Consider the following 19,804-nt stretch of genomic DNA (forward strand, 5'->3'; position numbering starts at 1 on the left):
CCACGTTCAAACAGCCTGCATGGCCCAAAAACCCGGCCACTGAGGCCGACCGTCTCGCTTACTGGACGGAAAGGGAGAAAGTGGGGCGGGCACGCCAGGAGGCCGAAGAGGCCTTGCACCAAGCTGAGCGTTTATACAATCAGGCCCTGCCTCGTGGCAACCCGCACTATCCCAAGGTGACCTTTGACGAGAAGCGCAAGATCACTCTGCCACCGAATTACCAGTATGACGATGCGAAGCCCAGATCCGTCGTGGAAGCGGCTTTCATGACGGGCCATGCATGCACACCTCTGCCAGGTGAAACACGGGTCCAGGCTTACGCACGCTGGCTGGCGAATCCCGACAACGACCGCTTCAACAGGGTCGTCGTCAATCGCCTGTGGAAAAAAGCCTTCGGCCTCGCCCTGATCGAGCCGCTGGACGATCTCACAGACAATACCGTGGCGGTGAATCCCGAATTGTTGAGCCATCTTGAAAAGCTGATGGTGAGCCTGAATTACGACATGAAGGCGTATCTGCGCATCCTTTTCAACACGAGCACCTACCAGCGCCAGGCCTCCCACGAGGAGGTGGCGCCCGGGACTGCCTGCCACTTCACCGGCCCGCTGCTGCGCCGCATGACCGCCGAGCAGTTGTGGGACAGCTTTGTGACGCTCATCAACCCGGATCCCGACAGGCTAAACATGACCGCCCTCGAATACTTGGAGCAGCGCCGGCTGGCTGTGGAAAAGATCGCCGGTCCCGCTGAGACGCTCAAGAGCATTCAAGCCGCCGCCAAGAAGTATCAGGAGCAGCCGGAAGGTCTGGAGGCCATGCAGAAGCTGATGGCGGAGGCCCGCGATGAGGCCAAAAAATACCAATCCATCGCCACCAAAGTCACCGGACCTGAACAAAAGGCTGCCATCAGCCGCGCTGCTGAGTGCAATGCGAAAGTTAAATCCATCAGCCGTGAGATCACCACCCTTTATAGCAATGCCCGCCACACCGTCATGACGGAAGTGATCATTCCCGGCCAAAAAAAGCTGTTCGAGAAAGTCACCGGCAAGCCCTTCGAGACCATCGCTTATGAACCTGGTCGGGAGCTTCCGGTTCAAGCCACCCCCAGTGCCGGCATGCAGGCGGCCGGCGCTGCCAACGACGGGCGCGCGATGGCCGCTGCCGGGGATGGCAAGATCAAGATGACCAGGACGGCGGTCGCCGAAGCTGAGACAAGGGCTTGGAGCGAAGAGGCCACGTACTATGCCATCCCCCGGACGCAGTGGCGGGACTACTTCCGTTCTCGCTCCAGGCAGTCCAAGCAATGGCTGCGCGCAGCGGAACTCGAAAGCCCCGCCCCGCGCGGTCATTTCCTGCGCGAATTTGGTCAGAGCGACCGGGAATTCATTGAGAACAGCAACAGTGAAGCCTCGGTCCCCCAGGCTCTCGCATTGATGAACAGTGAGCTCCTCCCGCAAATCGTCGGCCGCTACAGCCAGCTCATGCTCACCGTGGGCAGGGCCAGCTCTGCCGACGAAAAAATTGACGCCGCTTACATGGCCGTGCTTTCCCGCAAGCCCACCGCCAGGGAAAAAGACCTTTGCATTCAGGCCCAGGACAAGGGCCTCAGCACCGTGGAAGACCTGATCTACGCACTGGTCAACACCCGGCAGTTCATCTTCAATCAGTAAGGAACTGCCATGACGATCTTATTTGAGGGCGTCCAGACGCTTCTGCGCCTGAGACACCCCGCCGAGCACCGCTCAGATCATAGAGGCCCCAGTTTGTTTGGCTTGAAACTCATCACCGGCGCTGTGGTCACAAAACCGTCCCTGTATCCCGGAACCACCACCAGTCCGGGAATCTTCGACGCCCCAGCCGCGAGGCCTTCTTTGTGCGCCACCCGACATGGCCTGCATAACGCCCCGCTCAATACCCATGCGCAAACTGGATGTCGAGCGTCTGCATGTACGTGTGCAGACCCGCATCTTGCACCGGCAGGACGATGGCGTCCTCGTCGCTTTCGTTGTGATGCGAGTGCCACCAGCCGGGGGGCGTCACAAAGGCTCCACCGGCCACCCAGTTGGCGCGGACGGGGTCAATGATGTTGCCATCGGCATCCAGATCACGGCCGATCATGGTGTAAACGCCGTCCGTGGCCTTCACGGCGAAATCGAGCGCGATCGAGTTGTGTCGGTGGGCCTTCTGTTTGCTTTTCGCAGGCAGCAGATTGTAGAGCGACCACATGGTGTGCGTGAGCGTCTTCGTCTGCGGGCAGTCAGGATTCGCCAGCAGGATGCCGTTGCGGTTCTTGTCCTTCCCCTCGTTTTCCTTTCGCACCTTTTCCAGCTCGCTCGTCAGCAGCTCACGGGAGAAATACAGCGGCCGGAACCTCGGGCGGGTGGGCTTGGCACCCAGGAAATCCATCAGCGGCTGGTCGTTCACCCAATAGAAGGCGCTGTCCTCACTCGCGCAGTGCCGGATCTCGCCGGTGACTGGCAGCGCAAACAAATCGCCCGTTTTCCAGCTAAGCTTCCTGCCATCGATCACGCTGAAACCCGCGCCGCGAATCACATAAAAGACCTGGCTGCTCGCATGGCTGGAGGTGGCCAGCTCCTCACCTGCCGCGATGTGCACGAAATGCGCCAGCAGATTCGGCCCCGTCGCAGGGTGGCTGGTTTGCAGCTTCTGGGACAGATCCAATGGAATGATTTGGCTCTCGGCAACGTGATGCATCGAGGGCGGAAACACCTCAATGCCGATCTTGGGCATGCGCGGATTCGCCGCGCTGCCATACTCGAAGAACAAGCCCTGCTTTTCCCATTCTTCGTTGCAGGTCGGGGCGGAGTCTGAGGCGGTGGCAGTCATGGAGTTGGATCAGTGTACGGCGAAGAATAGGCATCTTTGCAGCCGCAAGGGAAGCGCTTTTGTACGGTCGAGGCTCGTGCCCGATCCCATCTTCCCCTCAGCGTCCCCCTCTCTCCCCACCGCAGCTCCGCCTCCTGACAGCGACCCAGCCATTCACCATCGCCATCCTGCCCTCCGTCACTTCTCAAATTTCCGCAGCCCTCTTCAATCTCTGCCACCTCTGCTTCATTGCCCCTCTGCGGCAAGCCGAACGTCCCCAAGCCCCGCCCCCCGGAAATGAGTTCCGCGAACCGCTGGGCAACCACCGCAAACAACGGCCAACCATCGCCAACAACCGCAAACTCCCCCCCTCAAGGCCTCACCAACACACACCGGAATCCCCGATACATATCCCGCGTGGACGGCGCGTGATACACCCGGTCGGACGACAGCAGGCTCAGCGGGTCATAGCCCCACGATCCGCCGCGCAGCACTCTCGCCTTGCGCGATTTGTTATACCAGTCCTCACACCATTCCCACACGTTGCCACTGAGATCATAGAGGCCCAGCTTGTTCGGCTTGAAACTCATCACCGGCGCCGTCGTCACAAAACCGTCCGTGTATCCCGGCACCACCGCCAGTCCCGGAATCTTCGCTGCCCCCGCCGTGTCCGCCAGATTCGCCACCCCCGTCGGCGGCGGCCACGTTTTTCCCCACGGATAAAACTCCTTCAGCTTCGCATCCAGCTGCTCCGGAGTCAGTCCCTTTTCCTCCTTCGTCCCAATGCCCGCCGCATAACTCCACTCCCGATCCGTCGGCAGCCGGTACACCTTGCCCTCCTTCTGGCTGAGCCATTCACAAAACGCCACCGCATCCTCCCAGTTCACATTCACCACCGGGTGATCATCCCCCTCGCTGACCGGCACCCCATAGGCCTCGATCTTCTGCCACGACATGTCGATCTTCGGACGCTCCTTCGCATAGGCCGCATAATCGCCCTTCCGCGTTTCATGGATGCACATCCAAACCTTCGTTCCAGGCACCGCCACAAACTTCATCCCCAAAGAGTTCACCACCGCGTCTGCTCCCCACGCGGAATCCGCCACCATCCCCAAACCCACCAGCAGTATCATTGAAGCCAATTTCATTCCCCAGAAGAACAACCTAGCGAACGACCTGTCACGCTTAAACTGCCAGGGGCCGGTTGCCAGGCATGCATGACACTCGGTTAAGGCGTGGCATCGCTCGTTTTCACACCCCCCCGGCGCACCGCACCTCAAACACACGCTAAAGACTGGCACGCCGCCACACTCCGTACTGGGAGCGCCGAATCCGGCAAAAGATCACCGCTCCCGGTAATGCTCACGCAGAGAGCTCATTTTCATGGGGTTGGAGATATAAATCTCCGGGTAATTTCTCCCCACGAGCGAAACAGTCCCTGAACGGTCCGTTTGCTTCCGATGCAACGCCTTGCCTCCTTCGATGTCTATCGCGGCATCGCGCTGTTCATGATCGGCCTTCACGAGCTGCTCCTTCTCGACGAAGTGGCCGCGCGTTACCCCGGCAGCCCCGTCTGGCGTTTCATCCACTTCCACACCTCCCATGTCCCCTGGACCGGCTGCTCGCTGCATGATCTCCTCATGCCATCCTTCGTCTTCCTCATGGGTGTCTCCATGGTCTTCAGCCTCTCCTCCCGTGCCGCCAAAGGCGACACGCGAGGCCAGATGACCCGGCACGCCGTCTGGCGTGCCCTCGTCCTCGTCCTCCTTGGCATCTTCATCCACAGCCTCGGTCGCCAGATGACCCTCTGGACCTTCGACGAAACCCTCACCCAGATGGGCCTGGCCTACCTGCCCGTGTTCGCCCTCGCCTTCTGCGGCACCCGCACGCGAGTGATCGCCTTTGCCGCCTTCCTCCTGCTGCACTGGCTCATCTACGTCCTTCACCCCGTCATCCCCCCGCATGCCGACCCCTCCGCCTGGAACGTCCCGGCAGGCTGGACTCAGGACTTCGACGGATTTTTTGCCCGCTGGAACCACAACCGCAACGCCGGCTGGGCCTTCGACATCTGGCTCCTCAACCACTTCCCCCGCACCTCCCCCTATGTCGGCTGGCTCGGCGGCTACACCACCCTCAACTTCATCCCCACCATCTCCTCCATGATCCTCGGCCTCATCGCCGGCACCTGGATCAAAAACAACGACGCCCCCCTCCGCCGCCTCCTCATGACCGGCGTGGCCAGTCTCCTCGCCGCACTCGCCCTTCACTACGGCGGCGTCTGTCCCATCGTCAAGCACCTGTGGACCCCTGCCTGGGTCTTCCTCAGCGGCGGCATCTGCATGCTCCTCCTCGCCGCCTTCCACCAGCTCGTCGATGTGAAGCAGCACCGTCGCTGGGCCTTCCTCTTCATCGTCATCGGCATGAATCCCCTCGCCTTCTACCTCATGCGCCACACCCTGGAAGTCTGGCTCGCCGAGACCGTGAAAACCCACCTCGGCCAGCGCTACGTGCTCATGTTCGGCCCCGAAATGCAGAGCATCATGACCGGCGTGCCCAGCCTTCTCCTGATCACCCTCGCCGTGTACTGGATGTACCGCCGGAAGATTTTCCTGCGCCTCTGATCCCCAAGGCATCGCCATCCCGGCAGCAACGATTGGGCAGTCCCTGAATCCATTGAACTCCTGCCCAAAAACAGCAGGTGGCCTCATTCCCGCCCCCTGGAGCCTGTTGTTAACTTTTCGGGAAGAGTGAGGCAAAAGCCAGCCAGTGCATGCCTGCAAGCGTCGAAGCCAGACGTTAACAGGTTCTCAGCAGCCCATCAGCTCACGGCGCTTCACCTTTTTGGGTATCCAAAAGAGGGCACGCCATCGCACCCTTCAGTCACGCTAAAATCCCCGGCACCAGCTCCCCATGCACGTCCGTCAGGCGGAAGTCGCGGCCTTGGTAGCGGAAGGTGAGGCGTTCGTGGTCGAGACCTAGAAGGTTGAGCACGGTGGCGTTGAGGTCGTGGGTATGGACGGGGTTTTCGGCGATGTTGAAGCCGAAGTCGTCGGTCTTGCCGTACACGGTGCCGGGCCGGGTGCCGCCGCCAGCCATCCACATCGTGTAGGCGTCTTTGTGGTGGTCGCGGCCAGGGGAGGTTTTGACGCCGTCTCCATTCGCGCCCTGGCGCAGCGGAGTGCGGCCAAATTCGCCACCCCAGATCACGAGGGTTTCATCCAGCAGGCCGCGCTGCTTGAGGTCGCGCACCAGCGCCGCCATGGGCTGGTCCACGTCCTTCGCTTTGGCGGTGAGGGCGCGCTTGAGGCCGCCATGGTGGTCCCAGTCGGAATCAAAGAGCTGCACCATGCGCACGCCGCGCTCGATCAGGCGGCGGGCCAGCAGGCAGTTGTTGGCAAAGGAGGCCTTGCCGGGCTGCGCGCCGTACATGTCCAGCGTGGCCTTGTTCTCGCGTGAGATGTCCATGAGCTCCGGCACGCTGGCCTGCATGCGGTAGGCCATCTCGTACTGGCTGATGCGCGTGGCGATCTCGGGATCTCCCACGATGTCGAACTGCTGCTCATTGAGAGCTTTCACCGCATCCAGCACATGGCGGCGGTCTTTCGTGCTTTGTCCCGGCGGATTGCCGAGGAAGAGCACGGGCTCGCCACTGCCGCGAAAGGGAATCCCCTGGTACACGCTGGGCAGGAAGCCGGTGTTCCAGAGCGTGGAACCCGCGCCGCCGGGAGGGCCGGACTGGAGCACCACGTAGGCAGGCAGGTCGCGGTTTTCCGTGCCGAGACCGTAGGTGACCCATGCGCCCAGGCTGGGCCGCCCGCCCTGGCCAAAGCCGGTGTGCAGAAACATCTGCGCCGGGGCGTGATTGATCTCATTCGTGTGCAGGGACTTCACCACGCAGATGTCATCCGCCACGGTGCCGAGGTGCGGCAGCAGTTCGCTGAGCTCCAGTCCGCTCTGGCCATGACGCTGGAATTGGAACTCCGTGCCCGCCAGCTTCAGCTCCCCGCCGATGAAGGCAAAGCGCTTGCCCTTGGTGAGTTCCGCCGGGCAGGTCTGGCCGTCCATCTTCTGCAGCAGCGGCTTGTAGTCATAGAGATCGAGCTGCGAGGGCGCGCCGATCATGTGCAGGTAGATGATGTGCTTGGCCTTCGGCGCAAAGTGGGGTCGTGGACCCGCCAGAGCGGCGGCAGCAGGCAAATCACGTGCAAGCATCGACCCCAGCGCCATGGACCCAAGGCCCAGCCCGGACTGCCGGAAAAACTGGCGGCGGGAGACATCGAGGAAGGCGGGCGTGGACATGCGCTGGATGAAACGTGCAGACGGGGGCTGAGATTGCGCCAAGCAGCCCTGTTCCTGTGAAACAGGAGGTCGGAGTCCTTGTTGCACAGCCAAAAGGCCACCTTATCAATACCCCATGGCACTGGGAACCAAAAATCGACTGCATGAGACGGGCGTGGCCTGCAAAACCTACCTGCGTGAGCAGCACAGCGACAAGCTGGAGCTGGTGAACGAATTCATCGCTGAGATCGAAGGCACCGGGTCCAAGCAGGATCTGACGGCGTGGAATCAGTTCAGCGATCTGCGGCGTAATCAGGCCGAAATGGTGCAGCGTGCGGAGGCTGCGTTTCAGACCTGGCTGGCGGGCGGCTAGGGTGTGGCGCAAAAATTCACAGATCGAACAGCCCTGACGAGATTTGCGCCAGGTCCGTCTCCCACACCACCAGAGGTGTGGTTTTTCGCATCCGCCGGGTGGCAGCCAGGCAGGTTGGCTTGATCAAATAAGATCGTGTTCACGGCAGCGATTTCAGTTCATCAACTGGTCTGAAGCGTTTCTGCTCTTCGATGGAGTGCTGCGGAATAAAGTCCGCGCTCCGCTGAAACCACAGAAGCTCGAAAGACTCATGCGCTTGGACCGCTTCTTATCCCCATGATGCTCCGCCACCTCCTTCTCTCTGCGCTTCTCATCACCCCTGTCTTCGCTGAATCCAACTGGCCGCAGTTTCGGGGTGAGGGCGGGCTGGGGCTCGGCACGGGGAAACCGCCGGTGGAGTTCGGCGTGAATAAAAATCTGAAGTGGCAGGTGGAGGTGCCGTTTGGGCATTCGTCTCCGTGCATCTGGCAGGACAAGATCGCGCTCACGGGACTCGATGCCGGCAAGCTGGTGACGTTTTGTCTGAGCCGGAAGGATGGGCATGAGTTGTGGCGGGCGGCGGCTCCGGCGGAGAAGGTCGAAGGCGCGCACCGCATCGGCAGTCCTGCCACACCGACGTGCTGTACGGATGGCGAGCGGTTGATCACCTACTTCGGCTCCTACGGTGTGCTGGCATATGACTGGAATGGCAAAGTGCTGTGGCAGAAGCCGCTGCCTGCGCCGGTCGTGGAGTTTGGCACCAGCGCCTCGCCCATCATTGCGGATGGCAAGGTCATCATCGTCGCGGATCAGGACGTGGGCAGCTACATGATCGCGCTGGATGTGAAGACGGGTGAGCAGGTGTGGCACGTGGACCGCAGCGAATTCCGCCGCAGCTTTTCCACGCCCTTTGTGTGGCGGCATGATGGCATCGAGGAACTGGTGGTGAGCGGATCGCTCTGGACGCGCAGCTACGACATCAAGGACGGCAGGCAGCGCTGGTCCACCGGCGGCATGTCGCGCGTGTCCAACACCAGCCCCGTGGCCATGGGGGATGTGCTGCTCCTCTGCAGCTGGAACGTGGGCGGAGATCCGGACGACCGTGTGGAGATGGAGGCCTTTGACACCTTCACGGCCGCCCATGACGCCGACAAAAACGGCACACTCAGTGAAGCGGAGTTTCCCGCCGGCCCGCTGCGCGACCGTTTCACGATCATCGATGCCGACAAGGACGGCAAAGTCACCCAGGCCGAATATGACGCCATGCGCGCGATGTTTGCGCAGGCGGCGAACCAGCTCTTCGCCATCAAGGCCGGCGGCAGCGGCGACATCACGGACACGCACGTAGTCTGGCGGCAGTCGAAACATCTGCCCTATGTGTTTTCTCCCGTCGTCAGCAACGGGCGCATCTTCACCGTGAAAGGTGGTGGTCTGGCGTCCGCCTATGATGCCAAGAGTGGCAGCCCGATCTTCCAAGCGGAGCGCCTTGATGCCTCCGGCGAGTACTACGCCTCCGCCGTGACCGCTGATGGGCATGTGTATGTGACGTCCCAACGCGGGGTGATCTCCGTGATGGATGCGGCGAGCGACACGCTGAAGGTGCTGGCGAAGAACGATCTCAAGGAGCCGGTCTTCGCCTCGCCAGCGATTGTGGATGGTGTGATCTACGTGCGCACCAACAAGCACCTGTGCGCGTTTGGCGGCTAGCAGACGCGCTCGTTTCGCAGCAGCAGCCAGAACACGGCGGCAATGATGTAGAGCGCGCCAAAGCCGGCCAGCACGGCATTCCAGCCACCGGCGTGGGCCAGCAGCCAGGGCACGAGGATCGGGAACGCGGCGGCACCCAGATTGCCGCACATGTTGGTCGTGGCGCTGAGCGTGGCCACGTGGGGGCCGCCGAGGTTCATCACGGTGGCGCCGAGGCAGGGATTGGCGGTGGCGGCGCAGAACATGCCCGCGCTGATCACCAGCACGGCGATGACCGGATTCGCGACAAACCAAGCGCAGAAAATCAATCCGGCACATAACAGCAGGGCGGTGGCGGTCAGACCCTGCCGTGCGAGGCGCTGGCTGCCCGTGCGGCGCAGCAGCACGTCTGACAGCAGGCCGCCGGCCATGCAGCCCGTCACATCTGCCAGCAGTGGCAGCGTGGTGAGCCAGCCGGAGCCGAGAATGGTCACGCCGCGTGCCTCCTGCAGGTAGGTGGCAAACCAGCTGGCAAAAAAGATGTAACCCGCAGCACGGCAGAACTGCTGGAGGCACAGGCACCACAGTGCAGGGCTGCGCAGCAGCAGACCCCAAGGCACGCGCGGAGTTTCTGCGGCCTCATGCGGAGCGTCCTGCTCAATCTGCGCACGCTCCGCAGCATTCACCGCCGGATGCTCTGCTGGCCGGTTCCGGTACCAAACTGCAAACCACGCCGCCCACAGCACGCCGGGCACGGCATACCCCACGAACATCCAGCGCCAGCCGATGCTCACCACGAGCCAGGCTGTCAGCGGCGCGGCGATGATGCTGCCAACAGACATGAAGCCGCTGAACGCCCCGGAGGCCGAGGCCTGGGCCGTGCGTGGAAACCAGCGGGCCATCACCGTCGTACCCACCGGCACCAGTCCCGCCTGCGCCATGCCCATGAAGGCGCGTGCACCCGTCATCACCGCCAGATTTCCCCAGGCCAGGCAGGCCGTGGCCAGTGACCAGAGCACGCCATACAGTGACAAGGCCCAGCGCGATCCCAGCCGCTGCGCCAGCATGGCCGCAGGGATCTGACACAGCGCATACGGCCAGAAGAACGAGCTCATGAGCAGGCCGGACTGCTCCTTGGTGATGCCGAGCTCCGCACGGATCGTGCTCTCCGCCGGTCCCACGCCGTTGCGCGTGAAATACGCCAGCGCCGCCCCCGCGCAGATACCTGCGAGGACGATGAAGCGTGTGCGGGTGGGTTTCATGGCGGGAAATCACCAGTCCGTCACGCCGCCATCGGAGCCGAATTCGCGCAGCACGATCTCCTGCTGGAAGGGGTGTTTTTTCACCTCCGCTTCGTTGATCGTGATGCCGAGTCCGGGCTTGGTATTGGGGCGGACGATGCGGCCTTCTTTTTCGATGGTGAATCCTTCCTCCACCACGTCCTGCCGCCATGGCACATCGTTGTGCACGGTTTCGCAGATGATGTAGCTGGGCTGTGAAAAGCCGAACTCCAAAGAGGCGGCGGTGCTGACAGGTCCCTGTGGATTGTGCGGTGCGAGGGAGATGCGGTGCGCCTCCGCCAGCGCGGCGATGCGTTTGGCGGCGCTCAGCCCGCCGCAGTGGGTGATGTCGAGCTGGCAGATCTCGACGGCGCGTTTTTCAAACATGTCCTTGAACGCCTCCAGGTTCGTCACGCGCTCGCCGCTGGCCACGGGGGTGGTGAGTGCGGCATTGATGCGGGCGAGTCCGTCCACGCATTCGGGCCAGCAGGGCTCCTCAAAGAAGTAGAGGCCGAAGTCGTCCAGGGCTTTGCCAAATTTTAGCCCCATCGCGGGCGAGGGTCGCGCATGGCAATCGACCATGATGTCGATGTCCGGTCCCACAGCCTCGCGCATGGCGGCCACAGCAGCGGCGGCGGCGCGCACGGGCTTCTGGCCTTCGATGGGCATCGTGCTGGGCACCGCCATGCTTTTGAAGGCGGTGTAGCCATCCGCCACGGCAGCCTGCGCCAGCTCGGCAAAGCGTTTGGCGTTGTCGGCGGGTGTTTGATAAAAGTCCTCCATCTTGCCGCCGCCGAGGTGGCAGTAGGTGCGCACAAAATCACGCACCGGACCGCCAAAGACTTTGGAGAGCGGCATGTTCGCCACCTTGCCGACGATGTCCCACAGCGCGAGATCGATGCCCGCGATGGCCGTGGCACGCACGATGCCGTGCCCGTGCCAGAAGTGCTGCCGGTACATCATCTGCCACAGGTACTCCACCCGCGTGGGGTCTTCGCCGATGAGAAGGTGCGACATGTCTTCGATGGCACCGACGATGCTGCGCGTGTGCCACTCCAGCGTCGCCTCTCCCCAACCGATGAGACCGGGCTGATCGGTAACGACTTTGACGAAGATCCAGTTTCGCATCCGCGCGTGGCAGACGAGTGTTTCGATGGCGGTGATTTTCATGAGGCGATGTGGTTGGAAAGGGATTCGATCAACTGCTCCAGGCTGCCTGCCGCGACCACAGCGATGCTCTCCTGATAAATGCCGGTGTCGTAAAGCTCACGCGGTGGCAGGTAGGAGGCGCCCCAGTCCGCAGCGATGGTGGCCACGAGGACTATTTTATCCGGAAAACGACGGCGCAGTTCGGTTTGCAGGAGGCTGTAGCTCTCTCCCTGCACACCCACCCACACCGCATCGCCCATGTGCCAGAGGACGACTTGCAGCGGGTAGCGGTCGCCATCGGGGAGCTGTTTGAGGCGATGCAGCAGGCGCGTTTTGCGCTCGGCCATCGCACGGCATTCGGCCGCGCGCGATGCATCCCCAGCGGTATGCGCGGCGGCCTCGGCGGCTTGGAATTCATCGAGTTCTGCCTGCACCTGCGCCACGGTGGGCTGGCCGGGGCGGTAGTGCAGCGGCTCGTGCCAGCGTTGCTGCTTCCACCCGGCTTTGGTGTCGAGGTCGATCTTTTCATGTTTCCATGCGCCAAGGGTGGCACCGGAGACGACGGCACCTTGATAAACGAAGGTGGTGCCAGCGGCGGGCAGCGCGGTGAGGGTGGAGAGCGCGGCGTAACCCAGCTCACGGCCATTGCGGTCCGCCACGGCGGTGTCGCCCACGAAGCCCTCGCGCGGGCCGAGTTCGCCGCTGGCACCTTGCAGAAAGAGGCATGGCGCGGAGGTCTCGCGCTCCACGAGCTCGCGCGTCGCGCCGATGTAATCGGGGCTGATGAGCGTGTTCTCCCACGCGAGTGTGGTGGGATGGCAGGCGTAGTTCAAGATGCTGGCGAGCACGCGCCCATCATCCGCGGTTACGCGTGCCACGATCACGCTGTCATCCGCAGGCACGCCGGGATTATGACCGCAGATGAACTGGCTGCCGTCCCAGAAGTCGCGCTGTGTGGCGAGGCTACAGCGGCCACGGCCATAGACGATGCCCGCTGGCACCAGAGAGGCGATGCATTGCTTCACGAGCCGGCCTGCTTTCTCGCCCAGAGCATGCAGGTAGGGCGGGATCAAATCGCCGCCGGGTAGCGAGGCCCGGTCCAGTCCCATGAGACCTGCGCCATGGGTGTGGGAAAACACCACGAGCAGCTCTTCCGATGCCACGCCGCCGGTCGCGGCGGTTTGCGCGACGAGCTGCGCGTGCTCGGTGGCACCCATCACGCAATGATCCAGCGCGAGGAGGATCTGCCGCTGCTTTCCTTCCATGGGCGCAAACACCGCCACCGTGGCCCGCAGCGGCCGGTGTACTCCCGTGGCGCGTTCATGCTTCGCCGCGCCCCACATGCGGTGATAGATGTCCGAAGGCGGGGTGATGTCACACCATGCCAGCGCAAAACGGCAGCGGCTTTGTGGTGCAGGGTCTTCGGTGCGGGAGGGCTGGCGCATGGGGCTCGGTAGAATGATCAAGGGTAAAATGATGGAAAGGCCGGAATCCTTCAAAACATCCTTTTACCCGTCATTATTTTACCGTCGGCTGCTTCGTTCTGCCATGAAGCTGCCGGCCTGTGCTTCTGGTCTGTTTATCATACCAGAGATTATTTGACTGTCTGGCTGCGTAGTTCTGTTATGAAGCTGATTCTCTCTTCCTGCCTGGTTCTTTGCTCCTTCTCTGCATTTGCTGCCGACGCCATCGACATCGGCTCTCGTCGCGAGCTGTTTGTGGATGATCTTTTGATCGAGAAACTGAGCGGCAAGGCGGAGCGACTGCTGCATCATCCGCAGATTCAGGAAATCGCGCTGGAGCATGACCTGCCGTGGGAGGGCAGCGGCAGCGGCTATCACAGTGTCTTCAAAGATGGAGACAAGTACCGCATGTACTACAAAAGCTGGCAGCTCACCGTGACAGCACCGGGCAAGGTGAACACGGGCGAGCATCCGCTCTTTACCTGCTATGCGGAGAGTGATGACGGCATCCACTGGCGCAAGCCGGAGCTGGGCCTGCATGACTTCAAAGGCTCGAAGGCCAACAACATCGTCATTCCCCATGGCAAAATGGGCAAGGTGAACCCCGATGGCGGTCATCCTGCGATCTTCAAAGACGAGAATCCCGCCGCGCCTGCGGATGCGAAGTACAAGGCCATCGTGCGCTCGAATTCGCCGAAGGGACTGCTCGCGCTGAAATCGCCCGACGGCCTGCGGTGGTCGCCGATGGCGGATGCGCCTGTCATTACGGACGGCGCGTTTGATTCGCAGAACCTCGCGTTTTGGGATGCACACAGCGGCCAGTACCGCGCCTACTGGCGCTACTTCACCAGCGGCACCACGGATGAAAAGAACTGGAAGCCCTCGGGGGACCGCGCCATCCGCACCGCGACTTCGAAGGATTTTATCCACTGGGAAAACCAGCAGGACCTCAGCTACGTGGATTCACCCAGCGAGCAGCTTTACACCAACCAGGTGAAGCCCTACCACCGCGCGCCGCATCTGCTGCTGGGTTTTCCCACGCGCTACACCGAGCGCGGCTGGTCTGACAGCATGCGCGCGCTGCCCGAGCGTGAGCACCGCGAATGGCGCTCCAAAGCCAGCGACCGCTACGGCATGGCCATCACCGAAGGCTTGTTCATGAGCAGCCGCGACGGGGTGAAATTCAAACGCTACAACGACGCCTTCCTGCCGCCCGGCATCGAGCGCCCCGGCACTTGGAACTACGGACATCAGTACATCGCGTGGCATCCGGTGGAGACGAAGTCCGCGCTGGAAGGCGCCCCCAATGAGCTGAGCCTCTACGCCACCGAAAGCTACTGGACCGGCAAGAGCAGCGCCCTGCGCCGCTACACCCTGCGCCTCGACGGTTTCGTCTCCATCCGCGCTCCGATGAGCGGGGGCGAGCTGACCACCAAGGCGATCACCTTCACCGGCAAAGCGCTCACGCTGAACTTCGCCAGCTCCGCTGCGGGCGGCATTCAGGTGGAGATGCAGGATGCTGCCGGCAAACCCATTCCTGGATTCACGCTCGCCGAAGCGCAGCCCGTCTTCGGCGATTCCATCAACCGCACGGTGACTTGGAAAAGCGGTGGTGATGTGAGTTCACTCGCGGGGAAAACCGTGAAGCTGCGGTTTGTGCTGAACGACGCGGATTTGTACTCGATCAAGTTTGAGTAGGGCCGGTTTACCCAAACTGCCTCGGGTCATGATTTCTTGAGAGAATAGCGACCCAATGTCGCCGATAGAATTGGCGGAGGCTTGTGTCACCGCTGCGCGGTTCCACGTGGTTTGAAGGACATGGTCATTACGGTTCCGTGGGTTGGCACCCACGGCTACGGTTGTGCCAGCTCTACGCGCTTCCGGACCTGTGGTGATCAGTCATGGGAATCGCTCTCACTCTGAAGCATGGAATGAGCCTGTGCCTTCACAGACTCATTCGCATCATTTTCTCAACGCGCAGGCTTTTACACCTTCGCCAAAATCGCATTGAACGTCGCGCTCGGGCGCAGCGCGGCATCGGCCTTGGCAAGGTCGGGCTTGTAATAACCGCCGATTTCGACGGGGTTGCCCTGCACGGCGAGGAGTTCGGCGACGATCTTGCTTTCGTTGGCGGTGAGTTCTTCGGCGATGGGCTTGAACTTGGCCTGCAGTTCGGCGTCGGCGGTCTGGGCGGCCAGGGCCTGCGCCCAGTAGAGGGCGAGGTAGAAGTGGCTGCCGCGGTTGTCGATGGTGCCAAGCTTGCGGCCGGGGCTGCGGTCGTTTTCGAGGAACTTGCCGGTGGCGGCATCGAGGGTGTCTGCGAGCACCTTGGCCTTGGGCAGGCTGAAGTTTTCGGCAATGTGCTCGAAGCTCGGAGCGAGCGCGAAGAACTCGCCGAGGCTGTCCCAGCGGAGGTAGTTTTCTTCGAGGAACTGCTGCACGTGCTTCGGCGCGGAGCCGCCGGCACCGGTTTCAAACAGGCCGCCGCCGTTCATGAGGGGAACGATGGAAAGCATCTTGGCGCTGGTGCCGACTTCGAGGATCGGGAAGAGGTCGGTGTTGTAGTCACGCAGCACATTGCCGGTGACGGAGATGGTGTCTTCACCTTTGACGATGCGCTCGAGCGAGAAGGTGCAGGCTTCGGCAGGCGTCATGATGCGGATGTCGAGGCCGCTGGTGTCGTGATCTTTGAGATACTTCTCCACTTTAGCGATGATCTGGGCGTCATGGGCGCGGGCCTTGTCGAGCCAGAAAATGGCAGGCGTGCCGGAGGCGCGGGCGCGTTTGACGGCCAGTTTCACCCAGTCCTGGATCGGCGCGTCCTTGGTCTGGCAGGCGCGCCAGATGTCGCCAGCTTCAACGGCGTGCTCAAGGAGCACAGCGCCTGCGCTGTCGGTCACGCGGACGGTACCGTCGGCGGGGACTTCGAAGGTCTTGTTGTGGCTGCCGTACTCTTCGGCGGCCTGGGCCATGAGGCCCACGTTGGGCACGCTGCCCATGGTCTTGGGATCAAGCGCGCCGTTCTTTTTGCAGAAGTCGATCACGGCCTGATACACACCGGCGTAGCAGCTGTCGGGGATGACAGCGAGCGTGTCCTGCTCCTTGCCGGCGGCGTTCCACATTTTGCCACCGCCGCGGATCATCGCAGGCATGGAGGCGTCGACGATGACGTCGCTCGGCACATGCAGATTGGTGATGCCTTTGTCGCTGTTCACCATGGCCAGCGCGGGGCCGTTGGCGTAGGCGGCCTGGATGTCGGCCTCGATCTCGGCCTTCTTGTCCGCTGGCAGTTTGGAAAGCTTTGCGACGAGATCGCCAAAGCCGTTGTTCAGGTCGACACCGATTTCAGCGAATGCAGCGGCGTGCTTGGCGAGGAGATCCTTGAAGAAAACACGCACGGCATGGCCGAAGATGATGGGGTCACTCACCTTCATCATGGTGGCCTTCATGTGCAGAGAGAAGAGCACGCCGTCCGCCTTGGCCTTGGCGATCTGGCTTTCGATGAAGGCGACGAGCGCCTTCTTGCTCATGAGCGTGGCATCGAGGATTTCGCCGGCCTTGAGCGGGGTCTTGTCCTTCAGCACCTTGGTGGTGCCGTCCTTGCCGATGAACTCGATCTTCACGTCGGTGGCGGCAGGCACGCAGACGGATTTCTCATTGGAGAAGAAGTCGTCCTTGCCCATGGTGCCCACGCTGGTCTTGGAGTCGGCGCTCCACTTGCCCATCGAGTGCGGGTGCGCCCTGGCATAGTCTTTCACAGCCTTCGGTGCACGGCGGTCGCTGTTGCCCTCGCGCAGCACAGGGTTGACGGCGCTGCCCATGACCTTGGCGTAGCGGGCCTTGATGTCATTTTCGGCGTCGGTCTGCGGATTCTCAGGCAGGCTCGGCACGGCGTAGCCTTTGCTCTGCAGCTCGGCGATGGCGGTCTTGAGCTGCGGCTGGGAGGCGGAGACGTTTGGCAGCTTGATGATGTTCGTCGTCGGTTCCTGGCAGAGCTTGCCAAGGTAGGCGAGGTCATCGGACTGCTTCTGCGCATCCGTCAGGAAATCGGGGAAGTTTGCCAGGATGCGGCCAGCCAGGGAGATGTCGCGCGTTTCGACTGTGATGCCGGCGGGTTTCGTGAAGGCCTGCACGATGGGCAGGAACGAGAAGGTGGCCAGCAGGGGAGCTTCGTCGGTCAGGGTATAAATGATCTTCGCGGACATAATTTAGAGGGGGAGAATTGAGAGCGTAAGAGCTAAACGCGACCACGCTCCAACGCAATCCCAAGGTGCGTCGCGGCTCACTGAAAACAAGAGAAGCGGACCCGTTTGGGGCCCGCTTCTCCGCAGATGCTGCATAGGCAATGCGCCGACTCAGCACGCAGGCGCTGGCTGGCCCATGAGCAGCGCGTCCATTTTGTCCAGGCAGGTGTTCCAGCCCTGGCTGTGATTGCCCCGGCTTTCCGCCGATGGGAAGCCGCTTTGGGTGAGGCGCAGCTCGGTTTGATCACCGCTGGCGATGAACTCCACCGACACGACCGATTCGAAGCCTGCCCATTCTCCATCGCCCTCGTATGTCCAGGTGAAAACCACCTTGGCTGGCGGCGTGATCTCACGATAGACGCCCGTGACGATGAAGGTCTCACCGCTTTCCGGGGCATGGGTGACGAGGCGGTAGCTGCCACCGACGCGGAAGTCCGTGGTGCAGGTGGTGGTCTTGCCGCCGCAGCCAAACCATTGGTTCATGGACTCGGCGGTGGTGAAGGCGGCAAACACGCGCTCGCGCGGGGCTTTGAAGAGGCGTGTGACTTTCAGAGTGTCGTTTTCGGTGGTGGTCATGAGTGTTGAATGGCGGTGTGGTGCCATTTGTTAACCTTTTGGTTAAATATGCAAGCACGATTTTCTGACAGGCTTGAGTGCAATCTTTCAGTTCACCGCAAAACTCCGCGGATGGCAGGCACCAGCATCTCTGCGACGAGCTGCTGGCCGAGGTCATTCGGGTGCATGCCGTCCAGCAGCATGCCTTCGATGGTAGTCTGGTGCTTCGCCGCAAACTCCGGGTAGGCGGCGCGGACATCCACCAGCGGCACTTTCAACTCCGCAGCGAGTTTGCGCAGGGCTTCATTGTATCCGGCCAGGGTGGCAGAATCAAAACCGTCTTCGGCAGCGGGATTGTAGGGCGGTTTGCCATAGACATCCTTGAGCTTGGAGGTCCAGCGCAGGGGATTGGTGGTCATGAGGATGACCTTGGCCTTCGCCTGCTGTGCGGCGACGATCATGCGGCGAAGGTTGTCGAGGTATTCGGCCAGGGGCACGCGGGGCGTGGTGGCAGGCGGATTTCTCCACACATCGACTGCGGAGTCATTGATGCCGAACTGCATCACCACGATGCGTGGCTGGTATTTCAGCACGTCGGTTTGCAGGCGCTTGAGCGCGTCCCGCGTGGTGTTGCCACCGATGCCCGCATTGTGCACGCCGAGCGAGGAGCCGATGCTTTGCAGCATCGTTTCCACCCGTGTGGCATACACCTTCAGGCTGCCGCGCGGCGCGGTGGTGGAATCGCCAAACATGACGATGCCGCCGGGTTTCGGCTCCGCCTTGGGCGGCGGGACAAAGACTGGGATCTCACTGGCACCGAGGTCTGCGGTGTTGACCTTCATGCGCAGACCGCCCTGCATGGTGGTGATCCACAACTCACCCGGCTTGCGCTCGTAAAGGTAAGGGTAGGACACGCGCCCGCCCGGCACGTAATTCGCCGCCACGATGACCGGCTTGGACCAAGTGGCCGCTTCATCGTCTGAAAACGCAAGCGACAGCTCCACGCGGCTGGAGCCGCTCTTCGGATCATGCCGCGGCGGCGCATTCCACAGCAGCGCGATGCGGCCATCGCTTAAACGCGCCATCTGCGGGCAGCAGGTGACGGAGGCAATGTTTGTCTGCTTCAAGCCGGTCCATTTCAGGCCATCGCGCGAAGTCGCCTCCCACAGAAAGCCCGACTCCGTACGCAGCAGCAGGTAAAGCGAGCCGTCTTTGCGCTCGATCACGCTGCCTTCGAGGGAGCCCGCATGATCATGCGTGCCGACACCGTAGTCGAGCATGTCGCCGCGCTGCCAGCTTTTGCCGAGATCGTCCGAAGCCCACATGACGGTGGCATGCCGCCACTGCGGAATGATTTCCTGCCCCACCAGCACGATGCGCCCTGACTTCATCTGGATCATCGAATGGATGCAGCCGCACCACGGCGTGCTGAGCAGCACGGGCTTCTCCCAGGTTTTGCCATCGTCCGTGCTGCGGCAGGAATAAGTCGGCAATACGAAAGCCTTCCAGTCCACGCCCGGCTCGCCCCAGTGCCAGCCTTTGGGTTCCTTGCGTTCCGCACCGTTCATCCACGCGGAGATGATCACCCCCTCGCGCGTGCGCAGGAGGGCGCGCTCGTTGCTCACGTTGAACTTCTTTGCCTCCGCAAACAACGGTATGCTGCTCCACGTGCGGCCTTCATCCGTGCTGCGCAGTGCGTTCTTAGCATCGATGCACAGCACACCACCGTCAGCCGTGGTGACAAACGGCCCCTGATGCGTGAAGGGCAGCGCCGCCGCCTTGGGGTGCAGCGTAGGTGAGTCCACGGCGAAAGCCGTGGCGGTGATGCCGAGCAGCAGCAGAGGGGATAGTAATCTCATGGTGGTGTATTCTACGCATTAAAACAGGAGCTTGTACTCAAGGCGCTCTGGTTCAGCAAGCAGACCAGCGGCAGCACGGAGACTTTCGCCCGTAAAAGACGCCTCCTTTCGCGCG

The 19,804-nt window shown here is 62.0% G+C and carries 14 protein-coding genes; 5 read left to right on the forward strand and 9 right to left on the reverse strand.

Annotated features, from left to right (window positions below):
• A partial coding sequence (locus ACILSL_RS07095; protein WP_395731305.1) for a DUF1553 domain-containing protein occupies positions 1–1,667 on the forward strand: 1,667 nt, incomplete at its 5' end.
• Between the two features lie 238 nt (positions 1,668–1,905).
• On the opposite strand, the gene ACILSL_RS07100 is transcribed toward ACILSL_RS07095, so the two are convergent.
• Both ACILSL_RS07100 and ACILSL_RS07105 read right to left on the reverse strand, forming a co-directional pair.
• Entirely contained in the window at positions 1,906–2,844 is a 939-nt protein-coding gene (locus ACILSL_RS07100; RefSeq protein WP_395731306.1) for a hypothetical protein, read from the reverse strand.
• Positions 2,845–3,194: 350 nt separating this feature from the next.
• Entirely contained in the window at positions 3,195–3,971 is a 777-nt protein-coding gene (locus ACILSL_RS07105; RefSeq protein WP_395731307.1) for a formylglycine-generating enzyme family protein, read from the reverse strand.
• A 312-nt stretch (positions 3,972–4,283) separates the two neighbouring features.
• Here ACILSL_RS07105 and ACILSL_RS07110 point away from each other — a divergent pair, with 312 nt between their 5' ends.
• Positions 4,284–5,444, forward strand: coding sequence for an acyltransferase family protein (locus ACILSL_RS07110; RefSeq protein WP_395731308.1), 1,161 nt, complete (start codon positions 4,284–4,286; stop codon positions 5,442–5,444).
• A gap of 259 nt (positions 5,445–5,703) precedes the next feature.
• Here ACILSL_RS07110 and ACILSL_RS07115 read toward each other — a convergent pair whose 3' ends face one another.
• A complete protein-coding gene (locus ACILSL_RS07115) occupies positions 5,704–7,122 on the reverse strand; it encodes a DUF1501 domain-containing protein (RefSeq protein WP_395731309.1) in 1,419 nt (472 codons plus the stop codon).
• A 115-nt stretch (positions 7,123–7,237) separates the two neighbouring features.
• On the opposite strand from ACILSL_RS07115, the gene ACILSL_RS07120 reads away from it, so the two are divergent.
• Positions 7,238–7,474: a hypothetical protein gene (locus ACILSL_RS07120; RefSeq protein ID WP_395731310.1), complete on the forward strand. Its 237-nt coding sequence runs from the start codon at positions 7,238–7,240 to the stop codon at positions 7,472–7,474.
• Between the two features lie 276 nt (positions 7,475–7,750).
• Entirely contained in the window at positions 7,751–9,160 is a 1,410-nt protein-coding gene (locus ACILSL_RS07125; RefSeq protein ID WP_395731311.1) for a PQQ-binding-like beta-propeller repeat protein, read from the forward strand.
• Here ACILSL_RS07125 and ACILSL_RS07130 read toward each other — a convergent pair.
• Genes ACILSL_RS07130 through ACILSL_RS07140 form a run of 3 tightly spaced genes read right to left on the reverse strand, consistent with a single transcriptional unit; the run spans position 9,157 to position 13,013 of the window.
• Positions 9,157–10,401 carry an MFS transporter gene (locus tag ACILSL_RS07130; RefSeq protein WP_395731312.1) on the reverse strand — a complete coding sequence of 415 codons (1,245 nt, stop codon included), beginning with the start codon at positions 10,399–10,401 and terminating at the stop codon, positions 9,157–9,159. The genes ACILSL_RS07125 and ACILSL_RS07130 overlap by 4 nt on opposite strands.
• A 9-nt stretch (positions 10,402–10,410) precedes the next feature.
• A complete protein-coding gene (locus ACILSL_RS07135) occupies positions 10,411–11,589 on the reverse strand; it encodes an enolase C-terminal domain-like protein (RefSeq protein ID WP_395731313.1) in 1,179 nt (392 codons plus the stop codon).
• On the reverse strand, positions 11,586–13,013 hold the full coding sequence (locus tag ACILSL_RS07140; protein WP_395731314.1) for a hypothetical protein: 1,428 nt from the start codon (positions 13,011–13,013) through the stop codon (positions 11,586–11,588). Before ACILSL_RS07140 ends, ACILSL_RS07135 begins: the two co-directional genes overlap by 4 nt.
• 180 nt (positions 13,014–13,193) lie before the next feature.
• On the opposite strand from ACILSL_RS07140, the gene ACILSL_RS07145 reads away from it, so the two are divergent.
• Positions 13,194–14,729: a hypothetical protein gene (locus ACILSL_RS07145; RefSeq protein WP_395731315.1), complete on the forward strand. Its 1,536-nt coding sequence runs from the start codon at positions 13,194–13,196 to the stop codon at positions 14,727–14,729.
• 287 nt (positions 14,730–15,016) lie between these two features.
• Here ACILSL_RS07145 and ACILSL_RS07150 read toward each other — a convergent pair whose 3' ends face one another.
• From ACILSL_RS07150 to ACILSL_RS07160, 3 genes are all read right to left on the reverse strand, one after another.
• Positions 15,017–17,236, reverse strand: coding sequence for an NADP-dependent isocitrate dehydrogenase (locus ACILSL_RS07150; protein WP_395731316.1), 2,220 nt, complete (start codon positions 17,234–17,236; stop codon positions 15,017–15,019).
• A 150-nt stretch (positions 17,237–17,386) separates the two neighbouring features.
• Positions 17,387–17,851, reverse strand: coding sequence for an SRPBCC domain-containing protein (locus ACILSL_RS07155; RefSeq protein WP_395731317.1), 465 nt, complete (start codon positions 17,849–17,851; stop codon positions 17,387–17,389).
• A gap of 92 nt (positions 17,852–17,943) precedes the next feature.
• A complete protein-coding gene (locus ACILSL_RS07160; protein WP_395731318.1) occupies positions 17,944–19,689 on the reverse strand; it encodes a GDSL-type esterase/lipase family protein in 1,746 nt (581 codons plus the stop codon).
• Positions 19,690–19,804 lie beyond the last annotated feature (115 nt).

This window comes from Prosthecobacter sp. (assembly GCF_044222345.1).
Classification (GTDB): Bacteria; Verrucomicrobiota; Verrucomicrobiia; order Verrucomicrobiales; family Verrucomicrobiaceae; genus Prosthecobacter.